Raw genomic sequence first — 22,278 nt, 5'->3', positions numbered from 1 at the left:
GGGGTCCTGGGGCCGGCCGGGCTCTTCACGAGCCCGGCCGAACTCCCGTCAGACCTCTTCGACGCTGCTCGGCTCGCGCCGGGACAGGTCGATGCCGAGCTCCTCCGCAGCGCGGAAGACGTCCTCGTCGGTGTCACGCATCTCGATGGACATACCGTCGCTGGACAGCACCTCCACGTTCAGGCAGAGAGACTGCATCTCCTTGATGAGCACCTTGAAGGACTCGGGGATGCCGGGCTCGGGGATGTTCTCGCCCTTGACGATGGCCTCGTAGACCTTCACGCGGCCGGTGACGTCGTCGGACTTGATGGTCAGCAGCTCCTGGAGGGCGTACGCGGCGCCGTAAGCCTCCAGCGCCCACACCTCCATCTCACCGAAGCGCTGGCCACCGAACTGGGCCTTACCACCCAGCGGCTGCTGGGTGATCATCGAGTACGGGCCGGTCGACCGTGCGTGCAGCTTGTCGTCGACCAGGTGGTGCAGCTTGAGGATGTACATGTACCCGACCGAGATCGGGTCCGGGAACGGCTCACCGGAGCGGCCGTCGAACAGACGCGCCTTGCCGGAGGGGAGCACCATGCGCTCGCCGTCGCGGTTGGGGATGGTGTGCTGCAGCAGACCGGCGAGCTCGTCCTCACGGGCACCGTCGAAGACCGGGGTCGCGACGTTGGTGCCGGGGGCGACGGAGTCGGCGCCGATCGCCTGGAGGCGCTGCGCCCAGTCCTCGGCGAGACCGGAGACGTCCCAGCCGCGGCTGGCGAGCCAGCCGAGGTGGATCTCCAGTACCTGTCCCGGGTTCATTCGGGACGGCACACCGAGCGGGTTGAGGATGATGTCGACCGGGGTGCCGTCCTCCAGGAACGGCATGTCCTCGATCGGCAGGATCTTCGAGATGACGCCCTTGTTGCCGTGACGGCCGGCGAGCTTGTCACCGTCGGTGATCTTGCGCTTCTGTGCCACGTACACGCGCACCAGCTGGTTGACACCGGGGGGAAGCTCGTCGCCCTCCTCACGGTCGAAGACGCGGACGCCGATGACCTTGCCGATCTCGCCGTGCGGGACCTTCAGCGAGGTGTCACGGACCTCACGGGCCTTCTCACCGAAGATCGCACGGAGCAGGCGCTCCTCCGGGGTCAGCTCGGTCTCACCCTTGGGCGTGACCTTGCCGACCAGGATGTCGCCGGCTACGACCTCGGCACCGATACGGATGATGCCGCGCTCGTCGAGGTCGGCGAGGACCTCCTCGGAGACGTTCGGGATGTCCCGGGTGATCTCCTCGGGGCCGAGCTTGGTGTCACGGGCGTCGACCTCGTGCTCCTCGATGTGGATCGAGGAGAGGACGTCGTCCTGCACGAGGCGCTGCGACAGGATGATCGCGTCCTCGTAGTTGTGACCCTCCCACGGCATGAACGCCACGAGCAGGTTCTTGCCCAGCGCCATCTCGCCGTTCTCGGTGGCCGGACCGTCGGCCAGGACCTGGCCCTCGATGATCCGGTCGCCCTCGTTGACGATGACCTTCTGGTTGACCGAGGTGCCCTGGTTGGAGCGGGCGAACTTGGCCAGGCGGTACGTGATGTACGTGCCGTCGTCGTTGGTGGTGGTGATGTAGTCGGCGGAGACCTCCTGGACCACACCCGCCTTCTCGGCCTTGACCACGTCGCCGGCGTCGACGGCGGAGCGGTACTCCATGCCGGTGCCGACGAGCGGGGACTCGCTCTTGATGAGCGGCACGGCCTGACGCATCATGTTCGCGCCCATGAGGGCACGGTTGGCGTCGTCGTGCTCCAGGAAGGGGATCATGGCGGTCGCGACCGACACCATCTGGCGCGGCGAGACGTCCATGTAGTCGACGTCGTCACCGGGGACGTAGTCGACCTCGCCGCCACGGCGGCGGACCAGGACGCGGTTCTCGGTGAAGCGCAGTTCGTCGTTGAGCGTGGCGTTGGCCTGCGCGATGACGAAGCGGTCCTCCTCGTCGGCCGTCAGGTAGTCGACCTCGTCGGTGACCTGACCGTCGACGACCTTGCGGTACGGCGTCTCCACGAAACCGAACGCGTTGACGCGGCCGTAGGAGGCGAGCGAGCCGATCAGACCGATGTTCGGGCCTTCGGGCGTCTCGATCGGGCACATGCGTCCGTAGTGGGACGGGTGCACGTCACGGACCTCGAAGCCGGCCCGCTCACGGGACAGACCACCGGGACCCAGCGCCGAGAGACGACGCTTGTGCGTCAGACCCGACAGCGGGTTGTTCTGGTCCATGAACTGCGACAGCTGGCTGGTGCCGAAGAACTCCTTGATGGAGGCGACGACCGGCCGGATGTTGATCAGGGTCTGGGGCGTGATCGCCTCGACGTCCTGGGTCGTCATGCGCTCGCGGACGACACGCTCCATACGCGCCAGACCCGTACGGACCTGGTTCTGGATGAGCTCGCCGACGCTGCGCAGACGGCGGTTGCCGAAGTGGTCGATGTCGTCGGTCTCGACGACGATCGTCTGGCCGTTGTCGGCGGCCGTCTCGGTCTCGCCCGCGTGCAGCTTCACCAGGTACTTGATCGTCGAGATGACGTCCTCGACGGTCAGGACGCCCGCGTCGAGCGGCGCCTCCGCACCCAGCTTCTTGTTGACCTTGTAGCGGCCGACCTTCGCGAGGTCGTAGCGCTTGGGGTTGAAGTACAGGTTCTCCAGCAGCGTCTGCGCGGCCTCACGCGTGGGGGGCTCGCCCGGACGCAGCTTGCGGTAGATGTCGAGCAGCGCGTCGTCCTGCCCCTGGGTGTGGTCCTTCTCCAGGGTGGCGCGCATGGACTCGTACTCGCCGAACTCCTCCAGGATCTGCTCGGTGGTCCAGCCGAGGGCCTTGAGGAGAACGGTCACGGACTGCTTGCGCTTGCGGTCGATACGCACACCGACCATGTCACGCTTGTCGATCTCCATCTCCAGCCAGGCACCCCGGGACGGGATGATCTTGGCGGAGAAGATGTCCTTGTCGGAGGTCTTGTCGATGGAGGAGTCGAAGTAGACACCGGGCGAGCGGACCAGCTGCGACACGACGACACGCTCGGTGCCGTTGATCACGAAGGTGCCCTTGTGGGTCATGAGCGGGAAGTCGCCCATGAAGACCGTCTGGGACTTGATCTCGCCGGTCTCGTTGTTGGTGAACTCGGCCGTGACGAAGAGCGGGGCCGCGTAGGTGAAGTCGCGGTCCTTGCACTCGTCGATGCTGTTCTTCGGCGGCTCGAAGCGGTGGTCGCGGAAGGTCAGCGACATCGACCCGGAGAAGTCCTCGATCGGGGAGATCTCCTCGAAGATCTCCTCCAGACCGGACTTCGTGGGGACGTCCTGACCGTTCTCCAGAGCCTCCTCGACCCGACTCTGCCAGGCGGTGTTGCCGAGCAGCCAGTCAAAGCTCTCGGTCTGCAGCGCGAGCAGGTTGGGAACCTCGAGGGGCTCCTTGATCTTTGCAAAGGAGATGCGCAGCGGGGCGGTGCTGGCGCCGTTGTTCGTATTCGCGGTCGAGGCGTTGCGCGAGGCGGCCAAGAGGGGGTCCTTCCGAGGGCTCGGACTCACTACGCGCGTACCGGCCCCCTCGACCGGGCGCGGAGATGGAAAGCCCCAGGTGAGGGACGTTCAATCGTCGGTGCTCGAGCGAGGGCATGCCCCTGGTGACGGGCAGGAGGCAGCTAACAGGCAGCGCAAAGGGTCAGTGTAGCCAGTTGGCCCACTGATGTCCAGTGCGGGTTTACGGACCCTCGGAAACCCTCGTTGTTCCTCAACGCCTGCGGCAAGCCACGCCCTCGATGCACATCGATACTGCCCTCTTCGCCGTCGATCCATGCCTCGGAGTTCGGATCCGTGTGACGACGCGTCCTGAGAATTGCGCGCTGCGTGCAGTTCGTCAAGGCCCCCCATGCCCGAACCAGATGCTGCGATCGTCACTCGCGGCCGGTCACCAGGGGTGCTCGGAGGCACGACGAAGATCACCATACTCGCCGCCACCGACAGTGCAAGGCAGCCGTCACTCGACGTCCCGGAACGCCGAAAGGCGACCACCCACATGGGTGATCGCCCTTCGGTACGTCCGCGTTACAGCCCCGAGCCCGGAGCCTGGCGCGAGCGGGTCCGCAGTGGACCCGTGGGCCTTACTTGACCTCGACGGAGGCGCCGGCGCCCTTGAGGGACTCGGCGGCCTTCTCCGCGGCCTCCTTGGCGACCTTCTCGAGAACGGGCTTCGGGGCGCCGTCCACGAGGTCCTTGGCCTCCTTCAGACCCAGGGAGGTCAGCTCACGCACGACCTTGATGACCTGGATCTTCTTGTCGCCGGCACCGGTGAGGATGACGTCGAACTCGTCCTGCTCCTCAGCGGCCTCGGCCGGGGCGCCGGGGACGGCGGGGCCGGCGACGGCGACGGCCGCGGCGGCGGTGACGTCGAACTTCTCCTCGAACGCCTTCACGAACTCGGAGAGCTCGATGAGGGTCATCTCCTCGAACTGCGCGAGCAGGTCTTCCTGGCTGAGCTTCGCCATGATGGGCGATCCTTCCACTAATTCGGCAGGTGCCGGATGTATCGAAACGGCGGGCGTACTTACGGCCCGCTACGACCCGCGCCTCAGGCGGCGCGGATCAATGCGCGAGCCGAGTTACTCGGCACCGCCCTGCTCGTCCTGCTTGGCGCGAAGAGCGTCCACGGTGCGGACGAGCTTCGAGGGAAGCGCCTGGAAGAGCTGAGCAGTCTGGGACTGCTTGCCCTTGAAGGCACCCGCCAGCTTGGAGAGCAGAACCTCGCGGGACTCGAGGTCCGCAAGCTTCTTGATCTCGTCGGCGGACAGCGCCTTGCCGTCAAGGACACCGCCCTTGATGACGAGGTTCGGGTTGTCCTTGGCGAAGTCACGAAGACCCTTCGCCGACGTCACCGGGTCACCGGTGATGAAGGCAACCGCCGTCGGACCGTTGAACAGGTCGTCGAGCGTCGAGATCCCGGCCTCGTTGGCCGCGATCTTGGTCAGCGTGTTCTTCACCACGGCGTACTGGGCGTCTTCACCGAGCGAACGGCGCAGGTTCTTCAGCTGCGCGACGGTGAGACCCCGGTACTCGGTCAGCACGGCGGCGTTCGAGCTACGGAACTGCTCCGTGAGCTCGGCCACCGCGGCAGCCTTGTCGGGCCTTGCCATAGAGCGTCGGCCTCCTTCCGGGTGATGAGGACCGCTCAGAAGGGGCCGAACACAACGAAACGCCCCGGCGCAGGCGCACGGGGCGTAGCTCGACCGGACGAATTCCGTACGTGCACGGAACCGGACCGGGAGCAACTTCCACAGTCACCTGCGCGGGTCGTCCGCAGTGGAGCGGATCCTTCGGCCACCGCGCCCTCTCACGAGCACACGGCAACGACCAGCGGTCTTTGGCTTCTCCGGAAGGTTAGATGACATACGAGGTGTCAAGCAAATCCGCTCCTTGAGGGCGCCACTCAGCCGGATCCGGGGCGGCCCACCACCTCGTCGAGGTCCACGGTGTCACCGGCCGCCGGAGGCTCGACGGACACGGACGGGTCGACGGCCAGGAAGGTGACGGTCATGTCGAGGGGACCGGTCTCGACCCAGCGCCCCTCCTTGTTCAGCGTGCTGGTCTCCCCTCGCAGCCGGAACTGTCTGGTCCCGCCGTCCTCGTCGACCCAGAGTTCCATGGCGAGCGCGCTGCCGACCTTCAGGCCCAGACCCATGAACTGGTCGAAGCTGTTGGTCGAGAGCTCCCATGCCTTCTTGCCCTGGGCCGCCCCCTGAGCCGCCCTCAGCCCCTTGCCCGTGACCGTGCCCCGGTAGCGGGTGGTCCGGGTGCCGTCCACCTCCTCGGTGCCAACCTCCCGCAGGTCCTCGGCGCCGGTCAGGATCGTGGACTGCACCAGCGGGCTGCCCTCCAGTTGCCGGGGCAGGACCCGATAGGACTGGTTGTCCACGCTGAGGCCGCCCCACGCGGCCGGTGCCGCCCGGAGCCAGTGCCTGCCGGCGGTCTCCACCCCCACGAGCCCGGCGTCGCCGAGAGTTGCCTCGTCCAGCTCGGTGTACATGGCCTCGTCCACGAACCGGATCTCGACGGAGCCTTTCTCGCTCGTCCCCAGCCCGGTCACTTCCATGCGCAGCACGGACGGCCGCACGCCCATGGATGCCTCGGCCCGCACCTTCCCGTGCCCGGGCAGCGTGCCGCTCACCCGGTACCGCAGCGACGTGACGTCCGTGGTCCGCTCGGCGGCCCGGGCCACGGCCTCGGCGGGTGTCTTCGGCTTCGCCTCGGCCTGCGCCTGCGTGCCACAGGCGGTGGCACCGCCGAGCAGCGCAGCCACGACGGCGACGCCGACCGCCCCGCGGCCGTGTACGGAGCGTACGGAGCCGCGCGCGGCAAACCTCATGTGTCCCCCTGGTCCCTCACGCCCCACCTCTATGGGACGGCTGGGACACTAACGCCGCCCGGTCGTGTCTGTCCCGCGAATTCAGCTCGTCGGCGATGAGCTCATCAGGTCCTTGTAGTCGACCGTCTCGGCGGCCGGCGGCTCCTTGGTGGAGACGTCGACGCCGTAGTCGCTGTAGTGAACCGTGGAGTTCACCGTGCCGTTCGCGGTGTCGGCCTTCTCGACCTTCTTGACCAGCAGGTCGTCCTCGTCGATCCAGAGGTCGATGTCGACGGTGGTGATGCCGGAGGCCTTCAGCTGCTCCTCCAGTTCGGCCCGCATGTCCTCGCCGAGGTTCGCGTTCCGCTCCTGGAGGTCGGCGACGTCCACGGTGCCGGCGTAGTGCGTGGTCCGCTCCCCGCGGACGTCCTCCTCACCGACCTCCTCGACGTCACCGGAGGCCAGCAGGAGCCGTACGGACTGGTTCGGTGTGACGCTCCTGAAGTGCTCCTGCACATAGGCGCCGGAGGCCCCGCCGATCATCTCGTCCATGTCCTCGTACGCGTACCGGATCCACCGCTTGCCTCCGTACCGGCCGGCGAACAGGTCACCCATGTCCGCGTAGTAGGCGTCGGGCAGGTAGCGGGCCTCGGTCGAGGTGATGCCCAGGCGGTGCATCTGGTCGGCCGCCTGGCCGCCGGTGTAGGTGATGGTCATCGTGCCGTCGAGACCGTCGGCCCAGTCGACCTCGCCGTCGGCCTCGATGGACATCAGCTCGCCCAGGTCGCCGGTGGACTCGATCCTCGACGAGTCGGCGTCACGGGTGGAGGAGTCCGCGAGCTTGAGCGCCGCGAACGGATCGTCCCCGCCGTGCTCGTCCGAGTCCGGCGAGCCGCAGGCCACCACCCCCGTCAGCGCGGCCACCACCGCGAACGACACCGCCGTACGGCGACGCGTGCTCGTCCTGGTCATCCGTCCCCACCCCCCAGGGAGATTCACCGTGCTCCGCACACCAGGGCAGCACATGCGCGCGCGTATGCCCACCCGTACGCCGGAAGGACCCGTGAGGATCCCTGCGGAGCCCGTATGCCCGTATGCCCGTATGCCGAAAAGGGACGAGCCCCGCACCTCTGAAGGTTGCGGGGCTCGTCCTCGGGCTGTGCGACCGCGACGCGGCTGCCGGTGAGCGTCAGGCTCAGACGGCGGCCGGGTCCTCCTCGACGAGGAGGTTGCGGGTGCGGTTGGAGTCGACCGGGATGCCGGGGCCGATCGTGGTGCTGATCGCGGCCTTCTTGATGTAGCGCCCCTTGGCGGCCGACGGCTTCAGACGGAGGATCTCCTCCAGCGCCGCGGCGTAGTTCTCCACCAGCTTGGTGTCGTCGAACGACGTCTTGCCGATGATGAAGTGCAGGTTCGAGTGCTTGTCGACGCGGAACTCGATCTTGCCGCCCTTGATGTCGTTGACGGCCTTCACGACGTCCGGGGTCACGGTGCCGGTCTTGGGGTTCGGCATGAGACCACGGGGACCGAGCACGCGGCCGAGGCGGCCGACCTTGCCCATGAGGTCCGGGGTGGCGACGACGGCGTCGAAGTCCAGACGGCCCTTCGCCACCTCGTCGATCAGTTCGTCGGAGCCGACGATGTCGGCGCCGGCGGCGGTCGCGGCCTCGGCACGGTCACCGGTCGCGAAGACCAGGACCCGGGCGGTCTTACCGGTGCCGTGCGGGAGGTTCACGGTGCCACGAACCATCTGGTCGGCCTTGCGCGGGTCGACACCCAGACGGAAGGCGACCTCGACGGTGCCGTCGAACTTGGAGGTGGAGGTCTCCTTGGCGAGACGGACGGCCTCGAGCGGGGCGTAGAGCTTGTCCCGGTCGACCTTGGCGTCCGCAGCGCGGAGAGCCTTGCTGCGCTTGCTCACAACTGCTCCTGTGTGTTCTGAAAGGAGTCGTGGTGTACGGGCCGAGCAGGCCCTACCACGTGCGGCTCCGTGAGCCGCATGGTTCTACGAAGGTGGGGTTCAGCCCTCGACCGTGACGCCCATGGAACGCGCGGTACCGGCGATGATCTTCGCGGCGGCGTCCAGGTCGTTGGCGTTGAGGTCGGGCATCTTCGTCGTGGCGATCTCGCGGACCTGCGCCTCGGTGATCTTGGCGACCTTGGTCTTGTGCGGCTCGCCGGAGCCCTTCTCGATACCCGCGGCCTTGAGGATCATCTTGGCGGCCGGGGGCGTCTTGGTGACGAAGGTGAAGGAGCGGTCCTCGTAGACCGTGATCTCCACCGGGATGACCCACCCGCGCTGCGACTCGGTCGCGGCGTTGTAGGCCTTGCAGAACTCCATGATGTTGACGCCGTGCTGACCGAGCGCGGGGCCGACCGGCGGAGCCGGGTTGGCCGCGCCGGCCTGGATCTGGAGCTTGATGAGCCCCGTGACCTTCTTCTTCTTGGGAGGCATTACTCTCCGGGTCCTTTCGGTTCGAGTGCGCCCTCATCCGGTTCGCGGCCAGATGAAGGCATACCGCACAACGATAGCGGGTACAGATGCGCGGCCAAAAACCGAGCAGGTCAGACAAGCTGCGGACAGCTCGCCTGACCTGGTCGGAAGCGTGGGTTGCTGCGCTCCGAAGAACTCAGCGGAACTCAGTTCTTCTGGATCTGGTCGAACGACAGCTCGACCGGAGTCTCGCGGCCGAAGATCTCCACGAGACCCTTGACCTTCTTCGAGTCCGCGTTGATCTCGTTGATCGTCGCCTGCAGCGTGGCGAACGGGCCGTCCGTGACGGTGACCGAGTCGCCGACCTCGAAGTCCAGCACCTGGACCTCGACCTTGCGGGCGGGCGCCGGCTTGCCCTCGGCCTCGGCCGCCTCACGGGCGGCCTTCTCCTCGGCCTCCGGCGCGAGCATCTTGACGATCTCGTCCAGGGTCAGCGGGTACGGGTCGTAGGCGTTGCCCACGAAGCCTGTGACGCCGGGGGTGTTGCGGACGACGCCCCAGGACTCGTTCGTCAGGTCCATGCGGACCAGGACGTATCCGGGAAGCTTGTTCTGGCGGATCGTCTTGCGCTCGCCGTTCTTGATCTGCGCGACCTCTTCCTGCGGCACCTCGGCCTGGAAGATGAAGTCCTCGACGTTCAGCGAGACGGCACGCTGTTCGAGGTTGGTCTTCACGCGGTTCTCGTAACCGGCGTACGTGTGGATGACGTACCACTCGCCGGGCAGGGTCCGCAGTTCCTCGCGGAGGGCCTCGACGGGGTCGACCGGCTCGGGCTCCTCCTCGGCGACCTCCTCGGTCGCCTCGTCCTCGTCGGCCTCCGCGTCGGCGGAGTCGTCCTCGACGTGCAGGGCTTCTTCCTCGGCCGGCTCCCCCGCCTCGGCCTCGGCAGCCTCGAACTCGTCGACGCCGTCCTCGGAGTCTGCTCCCTCGACGATGTCGAGTTCGTCGTCCACGGACTCGGCACCTTCACCGCGAGGCTCCATGGCGTCCTTCAGGTTCGGGTCAGACACGTGGCTGCTTCTTCCTGGATCATGGGGGTGGAACACGCGAAAGGGGCGCCAGGTAACGGCGCCCTTCGCTCTCGGCTCAGCCGAAGACGTACTTGGCGGCCTTGTCGAGGCCGAAGTCAATCACGGTGACAAAACCGATCATGATGACGACGAAGACGATGACCACCATGGTGTAGGTCGTCAGCTGGGAGCGGGTCGGCCAGACGACCTTCCGCAGCTCCGCGACGATCTGGCGGTAGAAGAGCGCGAGGCGCTTCAGCGGGCCCTTCTTGGCACGCTTGCCGCCCTTGCGGGTCTTCTTCTTGTCCTCGGGCACCTCGTCCTGGGCATCAGGCGTGTCGATGGAGCCCACGGCGTCCGTCATTCATCCTCACCTGATTCCGGTCCGGGTCGTGGCCGTGCCGCGCCCGGTCTGAGCCGCACGGCGGAACATTGCTGTACGTACATGCGCACACATCCTGGCGTGAGGAGTGTGTAGCAGGGCCGGAGGGACTTGAACCCCCAACCGCTGGTTTTGGAGACCAGTGCTCTACCAATTGAGCTACGACCCTTTGCGGTTCTCCCCCAACGTACCGCATCCGACCGAGTGCTCGGTGTGCACCTGGTGGGCGCGGCCGGTGAAGGCCAACGAGGAGAGAGCATACGTGGTCCGAGGCCTGTCGTCGAACAGAAAGCGTCCGCAGGGGCGTTGCTCGTCGAAGATCGACTGTTTCCGGCCGCGGATACGGACGGTTGTTCCGTGCCTGTTCAGTCTGTGAAACCCGCGTGCCCGGCGCGTTTCCTGTCTGAAACGATGGGGTCCATGAGCCCTGCAACCCCTCCCACCGAGCGCCGGGTCTCCGCGCGCATCGGCGCGATCTCCGAGTCCGCCACCCTCGCCGTGGACGCCAAGGCCAAGGCACTCAAGGCCGCCGGGCGCCCGGTGATCGGCTTCGGCGCCGGTGAGCCCGACTTCCCGACCCCGGACTACATCGTCGAGGCGGCCGTCGAGGCCTGCAAGAACCCGAAGTACCACCGCTACACGCCGGCGGGTGGTCTGCCGGAGCTGAAGGCCGCGATCGCCGCGAAGACCCTGCGCGACTCCGGCTACGAGGTCGACGCCTCGCAGGTCCTCGTCACCAACGGCGGCAAGCAGGCCATCTACGAGGCGTTCGCCGCGATCCTCGACCCGGGCGACGAGGTCATCGTCCCCGCGCCGTACTGGACGACGTACCCGGAGTCCATCCGTCTCGCCGGCGGTGTCCCGGTCGAGGTCGTCGCCGACGAGACCACGGGTTACCGGGTCTCGGTCGAGCAGTTGGAGGCGGCCCGCACGGAGAACACGAAGGTCCTCCTCTTCGTCTCCCCGTCCAACCCGACCGGCGCGGTCTACACGCGCGCGCAGGTCGAGGAGATCGGCCGCTGGGCCGCCGAGAAGGGCCTGTGGGTCCTGACCGACGAGATCTACGAGCACCTGGTCTACGGCGACGCGGAGTTCCACTCGCTGCCGGTGGTCGTGCCCGAGCTGGCCGACAAGACCATCGTGGTCAACGGTGTCGCGAAGACGTACGCGATGACGGGCTGGCGCGTGGGCTGGGTCATCGGCCCGAAGGACGTCGTCAAGGCCGCGACCAACCTCCAGTCGCACGCCACGTCGAACGTCTCCAACGTGGCGCAGGTGGCCGCGCTGGCCGCCGTCTCCGGCGACCTGTCGGCCGTGGAGAAGATGAAGGAGGCCTTCGACCGCCGCCGCAAGACGATCGTGCGGATGCTCAACGAGATCGACGGCGTGTTCTGCCCGGAGCCCGAGGGCGCGTTCTACGCCTACCCGTCGGTGAAGGAGCTGATCGGCAAGGAGATCCGCGGCAAGCGCCCCCAGGACACGGTCGAGCTGGCCGCGCTGATCCTGGAGGAGGCCGAGGTCGCGGTCGTCCCCGGTGAGGCCTTCGGCACTCCCGGCTATCTGCGTCTGTCGTACGCCCTGGGTGACGAGGATCTCGTCGAGGGCGTCTCCCGCGTGCAGAAGCTGCTGGCGGAGGCGACGGACTGACGTCCTGAGCTGAGATTCCTTGGGGACCACATACGGATTTCCGTATGTGGTCCTCTCTTTCATGTGTGCGAGCCAGACCACGTTCGAGGATTCCGCTTCCGGGACGGCGTGGGCGTACGGCAGGATCGGGCGATGGAGCGTGTACGTGATCTCTCTGAACTGCCCAAGGCCCATCTGCATCTGCACTTCACCGGATCGATGCGGCCCACGACCGTGCTGGAACTGGCCGACAAGTACGGGGTCCGGCTCCCCGAGGCGCTGACGGAGGCGCTGACCAGCGGGGAACCGCCGAGACTGCGGGCGACGGACGAGCGTGGGTGGTTCCGTTTCCAGCGGCTGTACGACGCGGCGCGCTCGTGCGTCAGGGAGCCCGAGGACATCCAGCGGCTGGTGCGGGAGGCCGCGGAGGAGGATGTCCGGGACGGTTCGGGCTGGCTGGAGATCCAGGTGGACCCGACGTCGTACGCGCCCCGGCTGGGCGGGCTGATCCCGGCGCTGGAGGTGATCCTGGACGCGGTCGACACGACGGCGCGGGAGACCGGGCTCGGGATGCGGGTGCTGGTGGCGGCGAACCGTATGAAGCACCCGTTGGACGCGCGCACGCTGGCCCGGCTCGCGGTGCGGTACGCCGACCGGGGTGTGGTCGGGTTCGGGCTCTCCAACGACGAACGCCGGGGGATGGCGCGGGACTTCGACCGGGCGTTCGCGATCGCCCGGGAGGGGGGCCTGCTGTCGGCGCCGCACGGTGGTGAGCTGACCGGTCCGTCGTCGGTGCGGGACTGTCTGGACGACCTGAACGCGAACCGGGTGGGTCACGGGGTGCGGGCGGCGGAGCACCCGCGCCTGTTGCAGCGGCTGGCCGAGCAGCAGATCACCTGTGAGGTCTGCCCGGCCTCGAACGTGGCGCTCGGCGTCTACGAGAAACCCGAGGACGTCCCCCTGCGGACGCTGTTCGACGCCGGGGTGCCGATGGCGCTCGGCGCGGACGACCCGCTGCTGTTCGGTTCGCGTCTCGCGGCCCAGTACGAGATCGCCCGCCGGCACCACGACTTCACGGACGAGGAGTTGGCGGAGCTGGCCCGGCAGTCGATCCGGGGTTCGGCGGCCCCGGAGGAGGAGCGGAAGAAGCTGCTGGCCGGCGTGGACGACTGGCTCGCCGGGCCGGGCCGGGCGCGGGGGCGGGGCGGGGGTGTCCTAGTAGGGCTCCGTTAGGTTGCTCTGGCTCTTGTGCTTGGGCTGGTGGTGGATGTTCTGGGCAGGGGGCGGTGGCAGGTGGTGCAGGTGCCGGTCCAGCAGTTCAGCAGGTCCTGGATGGCGTCGAGGATCTGGTAGAGGGTGAGTCCGCTGTATCGGCTTTTGGGGACAGGCGCTGTTCGGTGAGGAAGGCGTGGGCGGCGGTGACCAGGGTGACGTGGTGGTGCCAGCCGTTCCAGGAGCGGCCCTCGAAGTGGTCCAGGCCGAGGCCGTGCTTGAGTTCCCGGTAATCGTGCTCGATGCGCCAGCGGATCTTGGACAGGCGGACCAGTTCGGTGATCGGTGTGTCGGCGGGCAGGTTGGACAGCCAGTAGTCGGTGGGTGCTTCGGCGTCCTGGGGCCATTCGACCAGCAGCGTCACCTCGGGCAGGACACCGTCCCAGTGGCCGTGCTCGGCAGTGGCGGCGGCTTGGGCCAGACGGCGGGCCCTCACCCCGGCCGGCCGCACCCGCAGCGCCAGAAAGCGTGAGTGCATCGGCCCGCGGGAGCCTTCACGCCAGGTCACCTCGGTGAACGCCTGCCGTCCGTGCTCCTGAGCCAGCGCTGCCACCGAGGACGGCTTGTCCCGGTAGCGGGGCTGCGGCCTGCGACCGTTCCCGGACCAGGCCGGGGCGGTGGGCCGCACGTCGTGCGGGTGGACCGTCACGTCCGAACGGACCGCCACGACATAGCCGATGCCCCGCTCGCTCAGACCGTCGCGGAAGTCGGCGTTCTGCCCGTAGCCGGCGTCGGCCACCACCACCGGCGGCACCAGACCCCACCCGGCCAGCTCATCGAGGATGTCCAGGGCCAGACGCCACTTCTCCCGGTGCCCGACCTCCTGCGGTATCCCGGTCTTCTGCCGCCGCACCGCATCGTCCGCCCACTCCTCGGGCACGAACATCCGCCACTGCAGCGGACAGGACGCGGTGTCGGAGACCGCGTGCACACTCACCGCGACCTGGCAGTTGGCCCGCTTGCCCAGCGCCCCGCAGTACTGGCGCGCGACCGCCACCGACATCTTCCCGTCCTTGGGGAACGACACGTCATCGACCGCCCACGCCTCCGGGCCGATTCTCGGCACCATCCGCTGGGCGATCCGCCGCCGCACCGGCACCGGATCCCACGTCGACTGGTTCACGAACTGCTGCAGGTTCTGCTCGTTGCCGTCGGGCAGCCGTTCCGCCATCGGCTGGATCGACTTCCGCCGTCCGTCCAGCATCAGTCCCCGCAGGTAGCAGTCGCCCTTCGCCCGCTGATCCTTGCGCGGCACCGACGCGAACACGTCAGCGACGAATAACGCCAACGTCGCCCGAGCACGGTTCACTTCATGTGCGTCCACACCTTCAGCGTTCCCCCAAACAGGACCGACAGACAGACGTAACGGAGCCCTACTAGAGGCTGACGCCGACCGTCACCGGCTCGTTGACCAGGGTGATGCCGAAGGCGTCCCGGACTCCGGTGACGACCTCGCGGGCCAGGGCGAGCAGGTCCTCGGTGGTGGCGGCGCCCCGGTTGGTGAGGGCCAGGGTGTGCTTGGTGGAGATCCGGGCGGGCCCGGTGCCGTATCCCTTGGTGAAGCCGGCCTTGTCGATCAGCCAGGCGGCGGAGGTCTTGGTGTGGCCGTCGCCGGCGGCGTAGGCGGGCGGGGTGACGTCGTCCCCGAGGCGCTCGCGCACGCGCGCGTGGAAGGCGGCGTACTGCTCGTCGGTGAGGATCGGGTTGGTGAAGAACGATCCGGCGGACCAGGTGTCGTGGTCCTCGGGGTCGAGCACCATGCCCTTCCCGGCGCGCAGCTTCAGCACGGTCTCGCGGGCCTCGGCGAGGGGCACCCGGTCGCCGGGTTCGACGCCGAGCGTGCGGGCCGTCTCGACGTACTTGATCGGACCCGACAGGCCGCCCGCGTCCTCCAGTTCGAACCGGACCCGCAGGACGACATAGCGCTCCGGCTCGTCCTTGAAGCGGCTGTGGCGGTAGGAGAAGGCGCACTCGGTGTTCGGGACGGTGACGGTCTCGCGGGTGCGGCGGTCGTAGGCGACGACCTCGGTGATGGTGGAGGCGACCTCCTGGCCGTACGCGCCCACGTTCTGGATCGGTGTGGCGCCCGCGGAGCCGGGGATGCCGGCCAGGCACTCGATCCCGGCGAGCCCGGCCTCGACGGCGCGGGCGACCGCGTCGGTCCACACCTCGCCGGCGGCCAGCTCCAGCCGTGTCCCGTCGAGCACGAAGCCCTTGGTGGCGATGACCAGCGCGGTTCCGGCGAAGCCCTGGTCCCCGATCACCAGGTTGGAGCCACCGCCGATGAGCAGCAGCGGCGTACCGGTGTCGTCGGCCTCGCGGACGGCGGCGACGACCTCGTCGTCGGTGGTCGCGGTGATCAGCCGGCGCGCGGGCCCGCCCAGCCGGAAGGTGGTCAGCGGGGCGAGGGGGGCGTCGTGGAGTTCCTGCACGGGCTCAAGAGTACGAGACCCCGCACCGGGAGGGGCGGGGACCGTGGGGTGCGGCCGTGCGGCGGGGCCGTCAGGCCAGTCGGACGACCGCGCGGGACATGCCCAGGACCTTCTGGCCGCCGCTCATGGCCGTCAGGTCGACGCGGACGGTGTTGTCGTCGAGCTTGGCGCCGATCTTGGCGCTGACCTCGATGGTGGCGCCCTCGTCGTCGTTGGGGACGACCACGGGCTTGGTGAAGCGGACGCCGTACTCGAGGACCGAGCCCGGGTCGCCGGTCCAGTCGGTGACGACACGGATCGCCTCGGCCATGGTGAACATGCCATGCGCGATGACGTCCGGGAGGCCGACCTCCTTGGCGAACCTCTCGTTCCAGTGGATCGGGTTGAAGTCGCCGGAGGCACCCGCGTACCGGACGAGGGTGGCGCGGGTCACGCCGAAGCTCTGGGCGGGCAGTTCGGTGCCGACCTCGACGTCGTCGTAGGAGATCTTCGCGGTCATCGGGTTCTCACGCCTCCTCGGCCGCGCGGGCCACGAGCTTGGTCCAGGCGGTCACGACGTGCTCGCCGGACTCGTCGTGGACCTCGCCGCGGATGTCCAGGATGTCGTTGCCCGCGAGGGACTTGATCGCCTCGATGGTCGAGGTGACGGTGAGGCGGTCACCGGCGCGCACCGGGCGCTTGTAGGCGAACTTCTGGTCGCCGTGCACGACGCGGCTGTAGTCGAGGCCGAGCTGCGGGTCCTGGACGACCTGGTCGGCCGCCTTGAAAGTGATCGAGAACACGAAGGTCGGCGGGGCGATCACATCGGCGTACCCGAGCGCCTTGGCCGCCTCGGGGTCCGTGTAGGCAGGGTTGGTGTCCCCCACGGCCTCCGCGAACTCGCGGATCTTCTCCCGGCCGACCTCGTAGGGGTCGGTGGGCGGGTAGGTACGCCCCACGAAGGACTGGTCGAGCGCCATGGGCTCGGCACCTCCTGGTTGCTGCGGATACGGCGGTACTGACCGGCACCGGCGGTACTGACCGGTACTGGTCGGTGTAACGACGCGAGGCCGCCCCCGATCACTCGGGGACGGCCTCGTGTACGAGCCTGATTTATCGCGTTTCGCGGTGCGCGGTGTGCGCGTTGCAACGCGGGCAGTGCTTCTTCATCTCCAGTCGGTCCGGGTTGTTACGCCGGTTCTTCTTGGTGATGTAGTTCCGCTCCTTGCACTCCACGCAGGCCAGCGTGATCTTCGGGCGGACGTCGGTGGCAGCCACGTGAGTGCTCCTTGACGAACGGATGGGATTGGTTTAACGCAAGAAAGAGTAGCCGATCGAAGGACCGACCCCGCAATCGGCTACTGTCAGTAGCGGTGACCGGACTTGAACCGGTGACACAGCGATTATGAGCCGCTTGCTCTACCGACTGAGCTACACCGCTGTGATGCGATCGGATCCCGCCTTGCGACGGGAACCTTTCACACCAGAGCCCCAATACGGAATCGAACCGTAGACCTTCTCCTTACCATGGAGACGCTCTGCCGACTGAGCTATTGGGGCGAGCGATGAAGACATTACACGCCCCACCGCCGATCGCCCAAATCCGTTTCCCGTCCCGCATCCATGGGTCGCCCGGGCGCCGTCCGCGGGTCGTCCACGGAGGTTCCCGGAGCCGCCGGGGAGCTGTCGCCCGTCCCGTTTCCGCAGGCCGCGCGGGCCCCACGCACACCACCGCCCCCGGCTCTCCCGGCAGTCCCCGCCTCCCACCGGCCGTCGCCGTCACCTCTCCCGGCAGGTGAACCGCTCCGGTACGACTATTGCGCTCCTCCGCGACGAGGGCGGGTGGCCCGCCTAGGCTCGACTCACTCTGCGTGATCTTGTAGCCCCAGGAGCGCGATGCCCGACAGCCAGCCGCAGCCGTCCCCCTCCTCCTCCGGCCCGCCCTCGGGCCCGGACGAGACCGGCGCCCTGCTGCTGTGCGGGGCGCGACTGACCGACGGCCGGATGGTGGACGTCCGCCTGGGCGGCGGGCGGATCGAGGCGGTCGGCACGGCGGGCAGTCTGGGCCCCGGGCCCGCCCCGTCCGGGGTGTCCGCCACCCGGGTGGACCTCCGCGGCCATCTGCTCCTGCCGGCCCCCGTCGAGCCGCACGCGCACGGCGACACGGCCCTGTCGGCCGATTTCGCGGGGCCCGTCCCGTACGACGCCCTGGATGTCCAGCGGCGGGCCACCGAGGCCGCGCTGCTGCAACTCGGGCACGGGGCCACGGCGTTGCGCTCGCACGTCCACGTGGGCGGTGTGCAGGGTCTGGGGGCGCTGGCGGCGGTGCACGCCGCGCGGCAGGCACTGCGCGGCCTCGTCGAGGTGCGGACGGTGGCGATGCCCCGGGTGCTGACCGGGGTGGCGGGGGCGGACGGGCTCGCGATCCTGCGGGACGCGGTGAAGATGGGCGCCTCCGTGGTCGGCGGCTGCCCGGACCTGGACCCCGATCCCACCGGGTACGTGGAGGCGGTCCTGGAGATCGCCTCCGAGCACGACTGCCCGGTCGACCTGCACACCGACGGCGACGACCCCGCCCGGCTCGCGCGGCTCGCGGCCATGGCGGGCGGTCTGCGGCCCGGTGTGACGCTCGGCCCGTGCGGCGGTCTCGCCCGCCTTCCCTCCCAGGCCGCCGCCCGCGCCGCCGACCAGCTCGCGGCGGCCGGGGTGACCGTCGTCTGTCTCCCGCAGGGCGGCTGCGGCACCGTGGACCGCCGGGGCACGGCGCCCGTACGGCTGCTGCGCGCGGCCGGTGTGCGTGTCGCGGCGGGCAGCGGGGCGCTGCGGGACGTGTCGAACCCGGTCGGCCGCGGGGACCCCCTGGAAGCGGCGTTCCTGCTGGCGTCCCGGTACGGACTGCGGCCCGAGGAGGCGTACGACGCCGTCAGCGGGGCGGCGCGTGCCGCCCTGGGGCTGCCCGAGGTGCGCGTCGAGGCCGGTTTCCCCGCCGAGCTGCTCGCGGTGCGAGGCACGCGGCTCTCGGGGGTCCTGTCGCTGGCGTACAGCCGGATCGTCGTGCACCGGGGGCGTGTGGTGGCGCGCACCAGCGCGGTACGCGAGTACTGCGGCACGGCGACGAGCACGGCGCCGGAACTGCCTCGGCAGGGGCGGCAAGGGCGGGGGGAGCCGTCGTGATCCGGGGTCGCGGCACGCGCGCGTGGGGCGATTTCGTGCTCCACGCGCGCGTGCTCGGTCCGGAGAGCGGGCGCCCCCGTGTCGGTCAGACGGGGAACATCCCGCTGCCCAGCGGGCCGCCGAACTCCTCGACCGGGATCTCGGACGCGCCCTTGGGGGCGCTGATGTCGCCGGCCTTGCCGAAGGTGAGGACGAGCGGGGCCTTGACGCCCTTCGCGTCGTCGGCGAGGACCGCGAGGTCGGTCTCGATGCGGGTGAGATCGCCGTTCTTGAGGGTGAAGTCGACCGCGACCTTCTTGTTCGGGGCGTCCTTCATGTCCTCGCCCGTGGGGAGTTCGGCCCCCGCCGGGAGGTCGCCCTCGATGGGCTGGAGCTTGTCGACGATCCCGGTGAGCAGGTCGCGGAAGTTGGCCTTGGCGGTGATGACCTCGGTGCCGTCCCCGCCGTTCTTGGTCTTGAAGTCGACCTCGCGGGCGACGACTCCGCGGACGGCGGAGAGGATCTTCTTCTGGGTCTTGGCGTCGAGTTCGTCGGAGCCGCCCGAGTCGGCGCCGGCGCCCGCGTCCTCGGCGGCGTCCTGCAGGTCGGCCGTGTTGACCTTGACCCAGTCGCCCTCCAGGAGCGGCCGCATGTGCTGCTCCTCCTCGGGGAGTTCGTCGAGCTCGTCGGCCGTCGGGAAGGGCATGCCCATCGCGTCGCCCATGGCCTGCATGTCGGCGCGGTAGTACGTGTAGTCGCCGACGAGCCGGTACTCGGCGAACACGCCCTCCTCGCCCGAGATCTTCATGCCCATGCCGGTGACGTCCTTCTCACCGGACGCGGCGAGCGGCTTCTTCGAGGTGACCGACACGTCGACGCGCAGCCCGGTGAAGAACTCCGCCATCTCCGGCGGCACTTCCTCGCTGTCCTCGCCCATCAGCGCGACGAGGTCGTCCGGGTCGGCGTCGAGCCGGATCCCGAAGGCCAGCGACTTCTGCTCGCCCAGCCGCTCGACGGCGTTGTCGACCTTCTGGCCCGCGGTCAGATTCTGCACGGTCCCGCAGGCGGCCACCGTGACGAGGACGGCCGCGGCGCAGCCGACCCCGGTGAAGGCCCGGCGGGCCACGGGCGCCCCCGCAGCGGATGCGCGCTTCATGGACGTACGTACGACGGTCGTGGACATGGCGTTACGCATGACGGTGATGGGTCCCCCCGTGAATTCCTGCGCTCGCCGGTACGGCGAACATGATGGAGACCCTCGGGACGGCCGAATGGTTGCGCGGCAAACGCGTCGGGTCGGGCGTACGGTCGGAAACATGCGCATTGTCATCGCTGGAGGTCATGGTCAGATCGCGCTGCGGCTGGAGCGGTTGCTCGCCGCGCGCGGTGACGAGGCGGCGGGGATCGTCCGCCGGCCCGAACAGGCGGACGATCTGCGCGCGGCCGGTGCCGAACCGGTGCTGTGCGATCTGGAGTCGGCGTCGGTGGAGGAGGTCGCCGCGCATCTGCAGGGCGCGGACGCGGCCGTGTTCGCGGCGGGCGCGGGTCCGGGCAGTGGAACGGCACGCAAGGACACGGTCGACCGCGGGGCGGCGGTCCTGTTCGCGGACGCCGCGGTGCGCACGGGCGTACGACGTCACCTGGTCGTCTCGTCCATGGGGGCGGATCCGGACCACGAGGGCGACGACGTCTTCGACGTGTACCTTCGGGCCAAGGGCCAGGCCGACGCCTATGTGCGCGGCCTGGACGCGCTGGACTGGACGATCCTGCGGCCCGGCATGCTGACCGACGACGCCGGCACGGGCCTCGTCCGTCTGGAGGCGTCCACCGGGCGCGGTCCGGTCCCCCGTGACGACGTGGCCGCGACGCTCTTCGAACTCCTCGACACCCCTGCGACGGCCGGTCTCACCCTGGAGCTGATCAGCGGTTCGACGCCGGTGTCGGTGGCGGTGAAGTCGGTGGCGGGCAACTGAGGGGCGGGCAGTTGAGGGCGGGGCGCCCGCCGACCGCTGACTGGCCCCTGGAGTCCCCCTGGAGTCAGAAGAGGGGCAGCTGACCGGGGAACTCGGGGACGACGAAACCGTCGAGCGCGGGCTGGGCCGCCCCCAGCTGGGCCGGCCTGCGCGACCCGGGACACGACACGAGTTCCCCGCTCGCCCCCGGCGGATCGTGCCGCGCGAACCGCCCCGCCACGACGGCGATCTCACGACGGCACTCGGGGCAGTTCCTGCGACGCGATGACATGCAGTCAGTGTGCCTGGCCACTTGGAGCCCTGACCGGATCCGCACACGCACCCACACCGTGCACACGAAAAAGCCCCTCCACACTGCTTGCACAGTACGGAGGGGCTTCTCTCCACGTGGCGGCGCCAGGATTCGAACCTGGGTAGGCTAAGCCGACGGATTTACAGTCCGCTCCCATTGGCCACTCGGGCACACCGCCTGGGATTTGTCGTCCTTGGAACCGCTTTTCGGCGGCGCTCCGTGGCGACGTCGTAAACGATACCTGATGCTCGGGGGTGCTTCGCCACCCGATTGATCAGTGCGCGCGGGGGCGGGGTGGCTAGGCTTGTCGCCTCCCGTTTCACCGATGCAAGGAGCCACAGGACATGGCCGACTCCAGTTTCGACATCGTCTCGAAGGTCGAGCGGCAGGAGGTCGACAACGCCCTCAACCAGGCCGCCAAGGAGATCTCCCAGCGCTACGACTTCAAGGGCGTCGGCGCCTCGATCTCGTGGTCCGGCGAGAAGATCCTCATGGAGGCGAACTCCGAGGACCGGGTGAAGGCCATCCTCGACGTCTTCCAGTCCAAGCTGATCAAGCGCGGGATCTCCCTGAAGTCGCTGGACGCGGGTGAGCCCCAGCTGTCCGGCAAGGAGTACAAGATCTTCGCCTCGATCGAGGAGGGCATCTCCCAGGAGAACGCCAAGAAGGTGGCGAAGATCATTCGCGACGAGGGTCCCAAGGGCGTCAAGGCCCAGGTCCAGGGTGACGAACTCCGCGTCAGCTCCAAGAGCCGCGACGACCTCCAGGCCGTGATCGCCCTGCTCAAGGGCAAGGACTTCGACTTCGCGGTGCAGTTCGTCAACTACCGGTGACGAGCGGCGCGTAGCGCCCGTAGGTACGAGGAAGGGCGGGCTGCACGGTTCGCCGTGCAGCCCGCCCTTTCGTGTGTGTCCCCGGCGTGGTCGCGCGGTCAGCGGCGGGAGTGGCCGAACAGGATGCGGTAGGCGATCAGCAGGACCAGGGAGCCGCCGATCGCCGCCGCCCAGGTCGCGCCGTCGTAGAAGTTCTCGGAGATCGGGTGGTCCAGCCAGCGGGCGGAGATCCAGCCGCCGATGAAGGCGCCCGCGACGCCGATGAGGGTCGTGCCGATGAAGCCGCCCGGGTCGCGGCCCGGCAGCAGGAACTTGGCGATGGCTCCGGCCAACAGCCCCAAGACGATCCAGCCGATGATGCTCATGCCGTGCACCTGCCCTTTCGTGCCGTACCTGTGCGGTACCCGTGCTGTGTTTCCCCCCACAGCGGCCGGCGCCCGGCCGCTCCTGGTGTCCTGC

General features: G+C 68.8%; 22 protein-coding genes and 4 tRNA genes. 5 read left to right on the top strand and 21 right to left on the bottom strand.

The window, feature by feature from the left end:
• Positions 1–48: 48 nt before the first annotated feature.
• The 10 genes from rpoB to E4N62_RS29830 form a co-directional block, all read right to left on the bottom strand.
• Complete coding sequence (rpoB, locus tag E4N62_RS29875) at positions 49–3,534, bottom strand: DNA-directed RNA polymerase subunit beta (RefSeq protein ID WP_230219552.1); 3,486 nt, start codon at positions 3,532–3,534, stop codon at positions 49–51.
• Positions 3,535–4,136: 602 nt separating this feature from the next.
• On the bottom strand, positions 4,137–4,520 hold the full coding sequence (rplL, locus tag E4N62_RS29870) for a 50S ribosomal protein L7/L12 (RefSeq protein WP_060887961.1): 384 nt from the start codon (positions 4,518–4,520) through the stop codon (positions 4,137–4,139).
• A 114-nt stretch (positions 4,521–4,634) separates the two neighbouring features.
• Positions 4,635–5,165, bottom strand: a complete 531-nt coding sequence (gene rplJ / locus E4N62_RS29865) for a 50S ribosomal protein L10 (protein WP_033528319.1) — start codon at positions 5,163–5,165, stop codon at positions 4,635–4,637.
• A 293-nt stretch (positions 5,166–5,458) separates the two neighbouring features.
• The gene (locus E4N62_RS29860; RefSeq protein WP_230219551.1) at positions 5,459–6,394 is read right to left on the bottom strand and encodes a hypothetical protein; all 936 of its coding nucleotides are present in this window, start codon (positions 6,392–6,394) and stop codon (positions 5,459–5,461) included.
• An 81-nt stretch (positions 6,395–6,475) separates the two neighbouring features.
• On the bottom strand, positions 6,476–7,345 hold the full coding sequence (locus E4N62_RS29855) for a hypothetical protein (RefSeq protein WP_230219550.1): 870 nt from the start codon (positions 7,343–7,345) through the stop codon (positions 6,476–6,478).
• A 223-nt stretch (positions 7,346–7,568) separates the two neighbouring features.
• A complete protein-coding gene (rplA, locus tag E4N62_RS29850) occupies positions 7,569–8,294 on the bottom strand; it encodes a 50S ribosomal protein L1 (protein WP_184904681.1) in 726 nt (241 codons plus the stop codon).
• A gap of 99 nt (positions 8,295–8,393) precedes the next feature.
• Positions 8,394–8,828: a 50S ribosomal protein L11 gene (gene rplK / locus E4N62_RS29845; RefSeq protein ID WP_033528316.1), complete on the bottom strand. Its 435-nt coding sequence runs from the start codon at positions 8,826–8,828 to the stop codon at positions 8,394–8,396.
• A 185-nt stretch (positions 8,829–9,013) separates the two neighbouring features.
• Positions 9,014–9,877 carry a transcription termination/antitermination protein NusG gene (gene nusG / locus E4N62_RS29840; protein ID WP_230219549.1) on the bottom strand — a complete coding sequence of 288 codons (864 nt, stop codon included), beginning with the start codon at positions 9,875–9,877 and terminating at the stop codon, positions 9,014–9,016.
• A 76-nt stretch (positions 9,878–9,953) separates the two neighbouring features.
• Positions 9,954–10,241, bottom strand: coding sequence for a preprotein translocase subunit SecE (gene secE / locus E4N62_RS29835; protein ID WP_230219548.1), 288 nt, complete (start codon positions 10,239–10,241; stop codon positions 9,954–9,956).
• Positions 10,242–10,355: 114 nt separating this feature from the next.
• Positions 10,356–10,428, bottom strand: a tRNA-Trp gene (locus E4N62_RS29830).
• A gap of 251 nt (positions 10,429–10,679) precedes the next feature.
• Between E4N62_RS29830 and E4N62_RS29825 the strand changes: the two genes are divergently transcribed.
• Together E4N62_RS29825 and E4N62_RS29820 are read left to right on the top strand one after the other, a co-directional pair.
• Positions 10,680–11,906: a pyridoxal phosphate-dependent aminotransferase gene (locus E4N62_RS29825; protein ID WP_215448512.1), complete on the top strand. Its 1,227-nt coding sequence runs from the start codon at positions 10,680–10,682 to the stop codon at positions 11,904–11,906.
• A gap of 132 nt (positions 11,907–12,038) precedes the next feature.
• Positions 12,039–13,118, top strand: a complete 1,080-nt coding sequence (locus E4N62_RS29820) for an adenosine deaminase (RefSeq protein WP_230219546.1) — start codon at positions 12,039–12,041, stop codon at positions 13,116–13,118.
• 85 nt (positions 13,119–13,203) lie between these two features.
• On the opposite strand, the gene E4N62_RS29815 is transcribed toward E4N62_RS29820, so the two are convergent.
• The 7 genes from E4N62_RS29815 to E4N62_RS29785 all read right to left on the bottom strand — a co-directional run bounded on the left by E4N62_RS29815 (position 13,204) and on the right by E4N62_RS29785 (position 17,128).
• The gene (locus E4N62_RS29815; protein ID WP_230213368.1) at positions 13,204–14,481 is read right to left on the bottom strand and encodes an IS701 family transposase; all 1,278 of its coding nucleotides are present in this window, start codon (positions 14,479–14,481) and stop codon (positions 13,204–13,206) included.
• A gap of 52 nt (positions 14,482–14,533) precedes the next feature.
• Positions 14,534–15,589, bottom strand: coding sequence for a UDP-N-acetylmuramate dehydrogenase (locus tag E4N62_RS29810; RefSeq protein WP_230219544.1), 1,056 nt, complete (start codon positions 15,587–15,589; stop codon positions 14,534–14,536).
• A 70-nt stretch (positions 15,590–15,659) separates the two neighbouring features.
• Positions 15,660–16,088 (bottom strand): MaoC family dehydratase, encoded by a 429-nt coding sequence (locus E4N62_RS29805; RefSeq protein WP_230219542.1) that lies wholly within the window; start codon positions 16,086–16,088, stop codon positions 15,660–15,662.
• 7 nt (positions 16,089–16,095) lie between these two features.
• Positions 16,096–16,548, bottom strand: coding sequence for a MaoC family dehydratase N-terminal domain-containing protein (locus E4N62_RS29800; protein WP_230219540.1), 453 nt, complete (start codon positions 16,546–16,548; stop codon positions 16,096–16,098).
• A gap of 133 nt (positions 16,549–16,681) precedes the next feature.
• Positions 16,682–16,846: a 50S ribosomal protein L33 gene (gene rpmG / locus E4N62_RS29795; RefSeq protein WP_003948671.1), complete on the bottom strand. Its 165-nt coding sequence runs from the start codon at positions 16,844–16,846 to the stop codon at positions 16,682–16,684.
• 90 nt (positions 16,847–16,936) lie between these two features.
• A tRNA-Met gene (locus tag E4N62_RS29790) sits at positions 16,937–17,009 on the bottom strand.
• Between the two features lie 46 nt (positions 17,010–17,055).
• Positions 17,056–17,128, bottom strand: a tRNA-Thr gene (locus E4N62_RS29785).
• Positions 17,129–17,464: 336 nt separating this feature from the next.
• On the opposite strand from E4N62_RS29785, the gene E4N62_RS29780 reads away from it, so the two are divergent.
• Complete coding sequence (locus E4N62_RS29780; RefSeq protein WP_230219539.1) at positions 17,465–18,742, top strand: amidohydrolase family protein; 1,278 nt, start codon at positions 17,465–17,467, stop codon at positions 18,740–18,742.
• Positions 18,743–18,827: 85 nt separating this feature from the next.
• Here E4N62_RS29780 and E4N62_RS29775 read toward each other — a convergent pair whose 3' ends face one another.
• Positions 18,828–19,916: a hypothetical protein gene (locus E4N62_RS29775; RefSeq protein WP_230219538.1), complete on the bottom strand. Its 1,089-nt coding sequence runs from the start codon at positions 19,914–19,916 to the stop codon at positions 18,828–18,830.
• Positions 19,917–20,037: 121 nt separating this feature from the next.
• Here E4N62_RS29775 and E4N62_RS29770 point away from each other — a divergent pair, with 121 nt between their 5' ends.
• Positions 20,038–20,694, top strand: a complete 657-nt coding sequence (locus E4N62_RS29770) for an SDR family oxidoreductase (protein WP_230219537.1) — start codon at positions 20,038–20,040, stop codon at positions 20,692–20,694.
• Between the two features lie 64 nt (positions 20,695–20,758).
• Here E4N62_RS29770 and E4N62_RS29765 read toward each other — a convergent pair whose 3' ends face one another.
• Together E4N62_RS29765 and E4N62_RS29760 are read right to left on the bottom strand one after the other, a co-directional pair.
• Positions 20,759–20,965 carry a hypothetical protein gene (locus E4N62_RS29765; RefSeq protein ID WP_230219536.1) on the bottom strand — a complete coding sequence of 69 codons (207 nt, stop codon included), beginning with the start codon at positions 20,963–20,965 and terminating at the stop codon, positions 20,759–20,761.
• 117 nt (positions 20,966–21,082) lie between these two features.
• Positions 21,083–21,164 (bottom strand) — tRNA-Tyr (locus E4N62_RS29760).
• Between the two features lie 166 nt (positions 21,165–21,330).
• Between E4N62_RS29760 and E4N62_RS29755 the strand changes: the two genes are divergently transcribed.
• The gene (locus tag E4N62_RS29755; protein WP_215448505.1) at positions 21,331–21,819 is read left to right on the top strand and encodes a YajQ family cyclic di-GMP-binding protein; all 489 of its coding nucleotides are present in this window, start codon (positions 21,331–21,333) and stop codon (positions 21,817–21,819) included.
• Positions 21,820–21,917: 98 nt separating this feature from the next.
• Here E4N62_RS29755 and E4N62_RS29750 read toward each other — a convergent pair whose 3' ends face one another.
• Positions 21,918–22,184 carry a GlsB/YeaQ/YmgE family stress response membrane protein gene (locus E4N62_RS29750; RefSeq protein ID WP_060883639.1) on the bottom strand — a complete coding sequence of 89 codons (267 nt, stop codon included), beginning with the start codon at positions 22,182–22,184 and terminating at the stop codon, positions 21,918–21,920.
• Positions 22,185–22,278: the final 94 nt, after the last annotated feature.

The sequence above is a fragment of the Streptomyces sp. MNU76 genome (assembly GCF_020982545.1).
Classification (GTDB): domain Bacteria; phylum Actinomycetota; class Actinomycetes; order Streptomycetales; family Streptomycetaceae; genus Streptomyces.
This window is presented reverse-complemented; position numbering and strand designations above follow the sequence as displayed.

Coding starts and splice junctions, on each gene's coding strand:
- E4N62_RS29755 (WP_215448505.1), top strand. CDS start 21,331: ATGGCCGACTCCAGTTTCGACATCGTCTCGAAGGTCGAGCGGCAGGAG.
- E4N62_RS29750 (WP_060883639.1), bottom strand. CDS start 22,184: ATGAGCATCATCGGCTGGATCGTCTTGGGGCTGTTGGCCGGAGCCATC.
- rplK (WP_033528316.1), bottom strand. CDS start 8,828: ATGCCTCCCAAGAAGAAGAAGGTCACGGGGCTCATCAAGCTCCAGATC.
- E4N62_RS29860 (WP_230219551.1), bottom strand. CDS start 6,394: ATGAGGTTTGCCGCGCGCGGCTCCGTACGCTCCGTACACGGCCGCGGG.
- E4N62_RS29805 (WP_230219542.1), bottom strand. CDS start 16,088: ATGACCGCGAAGATCTCCTACGACGACGTCGAGGTCGGCACCGAACTG.
- secE (WP_230219548.1), bottom strand. CDS start 10,241: ATGACGGACGCCGTGGGCTCCATCGACACGCCTGATGCCCAGGACGAG.
- E4N62_RS29775 (WP_230219538.1), bottom strand. CDS start 19,916: ATGCGTAACGCCATGTCCACGACCGTCGTACGTACGTCCATGAAGCGC.
- E4N62_RS29825 (WP_215448512.1), top strand. CDS start 10,680: ATGAGCCCTGCAACCCCTCCCACCGAGCGCCGGGTCTCCGCGCGCATC.
- E4N62_RS29765 (WP_230219536.1), bottom strand. CDS start 20,965: ATGTCATCGCGTCGCAGGAACTGCCCCGAGTGCCGTCGTGAGATCGCC.
- E4N62_RS29800 (WP_230219540.1), bottom strand. CDS start 16,548: ATGGCGCTCGACCAGTCCTTCGTGGGGCGTACCTACCCGCCCACCGAC.
- E4N62_RS29770 (WP_230219537.1), top strand. CDS start 20,038: ATGCGCATTGTCATCGCTGGAGGTCATGGTCAGATCGCGCTGCGGCTG.
- E4N62_RS29780 (WP_230219539.1), top strand. CDS start 17,465: ATGCCCGACAGCCAGCCGCAGCCGTCCCCCTCCTCCTCCGGCCCGCCC.
- E4N62_RS29855 (WP_230219550.1), bottom strand. CDS start 7,345: ATGACCAGGACGAGCACGCGTCGCCGTACGGCGGTGTCGTTCGCGGTG.
- E4N62_RS29820 (WP_230219546.1), top strand. CDS start 12,039: ATGGAGCGTGTACGTGATCTCTCTGAACTGCCCAAGGCCCATCTGCAT.
- rplJ (WP_033528319.1), bottom strand. CDS start 5,165: ATGGCAAGGCCCGACAAGGCTGCCGCGGTGGCCGAGCTCACGGAGCAG.
- rplL (WP_060887961.1), bottom strand. CDS start 4,520: ATGGCGAAGCTCAGCCAGGAAGACCTGCTCGCGCAGTTCGAGGAGATG.